The following is a 3,623-nucleotide window of genomic DNA, read 5'->3' as shown; positions in this document are numbered from 1 at the left end:
GACAGATCAATGATTTATTAAAATTTTTATAAATTGGAAAAAAGTTAGCGATATTTCAGATTTGAGAAGAATATCAAACTTATAAAGTAATATTATACTTTAGATTCAATCCAACAGGCATAATTTCCTCTATTTCTTTTTTAAAGTCTGGAAATTTGTTTTAATTCATTTAAAAAGTTCTTTTCTTGTGAAACAATCTTAGCCTGACCCTGGATGAAAGAATTCTGAGGTGAAAGTGTGAAAGCAGGCTGATAGCTATCATTTTTGATTTTTTGCTGAATACTGCACCGTTAATATTTCTCTTTTTTCAGGTTACGGTGGGATTAATCAAAAACTTTTTATTTATGTAACATTTTTTCGTTTTTCATTCTCTTTTTTATTTTTATAGTGAGATATTCTGGCTTGATTTCAAAGAAATTCAATCAAAATATATTTATATTATATATTGTTGCCCACATAATATTTAACACAAAATATATATAAACATCAGTCCGAAGAATAAGATTTATATATTAAAAAGAGGTAATGAGATTCCGATATCCGATAAGTGGGAAACTAATTCCTGATCGGCCAAACGTGAAAAAGAAGTGATAATGGGATGACAAATACTGAAATCTTTGATAAGTTACGCGACGCAATAGTAAATCAAGACGTTGCAGGTACTCCAGAGCTATGCAAGGAGGCTCTGGCTTTAGGAATTCCGGCACTTGACATTATTACAAAGGGTCTTTCCGTTGGAATGAAAATTGTCGGTGACAAATTCGAAGCTGCCGAGATTTTTTTGCCTCAAATTATGATGTCTGGAAAAGCAATGAGCAATGCAATGGAAGTCCTTACCCCTGAACTTGAAAAGAACAAGAAAGAGGGAGACGAAGCAGGACTTGCCATCACCTTTGTTGCAGAAGGGGATATTCACGACATTGGACACAGGCTTGTTACCACTATGCTCGGAGCAAATGGGTTCCAAATCTTTGACCTGGGAGTTGATGTGCTTAATGAAACCGTTGTCGAAGAGGCTGCAAAGCACAAGGGAGAAAAAGTCCTCTTAGTAGGTTCTGCCCTTATGACCACCTCCATGCTCGGCCAGAAAGACCTCATGGACAGGCTCAAAGAAGAAAAACTCAGGGACAGTGTAAAGTGCATGTTTGGAGGAGCTCCTGTATCTGATAAATGGATCGAAGAAATCGGAGCTGATGCAACTGCAGAAAATGCTGCTGAGGCTGCAAAAGTTGCACTTGAGGTAATGAAATAATCCTGGGAGGCAAAAGACAATGACATTTAGAAAGTCTTTTGATTGCTATGATTTCTACGACAGAGCAAAAGTAGGAGAAAAGTGTACTCTGGACGACTGGGACCTCATGAAGATCCCAATGAAGGCAATGGAACTCAAGCAGAAGTACGGGCTTGACTTCAAGGGAGAGTTTATCCCGACAGACAAGGACATGATGGAAAAACTCTTCAAAGCCGGATTTGAGATGCTGCTTGAGTGCGGGATATACTGTACCGATACCCACAGAATCGTAAAGTACACTGAAGACGAAATATGGGATGCAATTAACAACGTGCAGAAAGAATTTGTACTCGGTACAGGCAGGGATGCCGTCAATGTAAGAAAGAGAAGTGTTGGTGACAAGGCAAAACCAATCGTACAGGGTGGGCCTACCGGTTCTCCAATTTCCGAAGATGTGTTTATGCCTGTTCACATGAGCTATGCCCTGGAAAAGGAAGTAGACACGATTGTTAACGGTGTAATGACTACAGTACGCGGAAAAGCGCCTATTCCAAAAAGTCCTTATGAAGTTCTTGCTGCAAAGACCGAAACAAGGCTAATTAAGAATGCTTGCGCCATGGCGGGTAGGCCTGGCATGGGTGTCTAGGGCCCAGAGACTTCCCTGTCCGCTCAGGGAAATATTTCCGCTGACTGCGCCGGCGGAATGACCTGCACGGACAGCCACGAGGTCTCGCAACTCTGTGAACTCAAGATTGATCTCGATGCAATCTCAGTTATTGCTCACTACACTGCAAACAGTGATATCATTATGGACGAACAGATGCCGATCTTTGGAGGGTATGCAGGCGGAATTGAAGAAACAACAATTGTAGATGTTGCAACCCACATTAACGCTGTTCTCATGAGCAGTGCAAGCTGGCACCTTGACGGCCCTGTACACATCCGCTGGGGTTCAACCAACACCAGAGAGACACTGATGATTGCAGGATGGGCATGTGCAACAATTTCCGAATTTACGGACATACTGTCAGGTAACCAGTACTACCCATGTGCAGGACCATGCACTGAGATGTGCCTGCTAGAAGCTTCAGCCCAATCAATTACCGACACAGCTTCAGGCAGAGAAATTCTCTCAGGAGTAGCATCAGCAAAGGGTGTCGTGACCGACAAGACAACAGGTATGGAAGCCAGAATGATGGGAGAAGTAGCAAGGGCAACCGCAGGTGTGGAAATCTCAGAAGTAAATGTGATACTCGACAAGCTTGTAGCACTCTATGAGAAGAATTACGCAAGCGCACCAGCAGGAAAGACCTTCCAGGAATGTTACGATGTAAAGACCGTAACACCAACTGACGAGTACATGCAGGTCTACGACGGAGCAAGGAAGAAGCTCGAAGACCTGGGACTTGTATTCTAAAATAAAAATAAACATCGTTTGTTAAAATCGAAATTGCTTCTCAAAATAGAAGTCAGTTAAGAAAGTCAGTTAAGAAAGTCAGTTAAGAAAGTCAGTTAAGAAAGTCAGTTGAGAAGTCGCTTAATTCTCCGACTGACTCTGGACTTTAAGTCCAGACTTTCTGACTTTTTGGGTACTTTACACATGCTTTTTCTATACTTTCACGGTCATATTCTACTTCACCTTTGAAACAAGGGACAAAGCCTTTACGACTCGGCAACATTGGTTGGGAGGATGACTCAGGAAGCCACTAAGTCTTTAGCTTAGAGTAGTTCACATGCTTATTCATCATATGTTTTTGCCCTGAAATTGAATTATCAAATAGCCTGTTTAGATCGGGGTGGTCGCACGCAATTTGCTTTTTCTAAATATCACAAAAAACAATCCTAAAAATTTAATGATTTGATAAGAAAATTGGTTTTGGGATGAGTTTATTCATAATTTATGTGCTGATTTAGAGGAACCGATTCAGCTTAGTCCTCTTGAATAAACACTACGGTCTTTGCAACGATATCGTGAAAGGCCTGCTTTTTTGAAGTAAAAAGGATCAGTAGAAAACCTGTAAAAAAGGGAATTACAGCGAAAATTTTCAGAATAAAGCGCTTTGTTGCCTGCGTAAAGGAAATTCTGTTTCCGTTGAGGTCGGTAACAATAATGTTCACAGCTTGCTTGCCCACAGTTGACCTAAGGGTCGAACTCTCCTGAAAGACAAAATAAGCCCACATTGTTAGAAAAAACAGAATATAGAAAAGGGGGTCATCCAGGGTTTCTGTGATTAGCTCTAAAAACATAAAAAGGAAAATAATTACGAAAATGTCGATTATTGAGGCTATAAGCCTCCTAGAAATTCCAGAGTATGGTTGCATCCAAATCTTTCTCATTTAATTTATACAGATGCAGTGCTGAATAATAAAGTTAACTCTATTAATAAAATAT

At 40.4% G+C, this 3,623-nt stretch carries 2 protein-coding genes and 1 pseudogene; 2 read left to right on the top strand and 1 reads right to left on the bottom strand.

What is annotated here, in order from left to right:
* Positions 1 to 598: 598 nt before the first annotated feature.
* The gene (locus A9239_RS13595) at positions 599 to 1,252 is read left to right on the top strand and encodes a methyltransferase cognate corrinoid protein (protein ID WP_048117364.1); all 654 of its coding nucleotides are present in this window, start codon (positions 599 to 601) and stop codon (positions 1,250 to 1,252) included.
* Between the two features lie 19 nt (positions 1,253 to 1,271).
* Positions 1,272 to 2,648 (top strand): annotated as a pseudogene (locus A9239_RS18490) (monomethylamine:corrinoid methyltransferase).
* Between the two features lie 512 nt (positions 2,649 to 3,160).
* Here the strand turns inward: A9239_RS18490 and A9239_RS13580 are convergent.
* Positions 3,161 to 3,553 carry an RDD family protein gene (locus A9239_RS13580; protein WP_048117372.1) on the bottom strand — a complete coding sequence of 131 codons (393 nt, stop codon included), beginning with the start codon at positions 3,551 to 3,553 and terminating at the stop codon, positions 3,161 to 3,163.
* Positions 3,554 to 3,623 lie beyond the last annotated feature (70 nt).

Origin of the sequence: Methanosarcina sp. A14, from assembly GCF_001729375.1 — an archaeon.
GTDB classification, from domain to species: Archaea; Halobacteriota; Methanosarcinia; order Methanosarcinales; family Methanosarcinaceae; genus Methanosarcina; species Methanosarcina barkeri.
The sequence above is the reverse complement of the archived record's forward strand: the minus strand, read 5'-3'. Positions and strand labels throughout refer to the sequence as shown.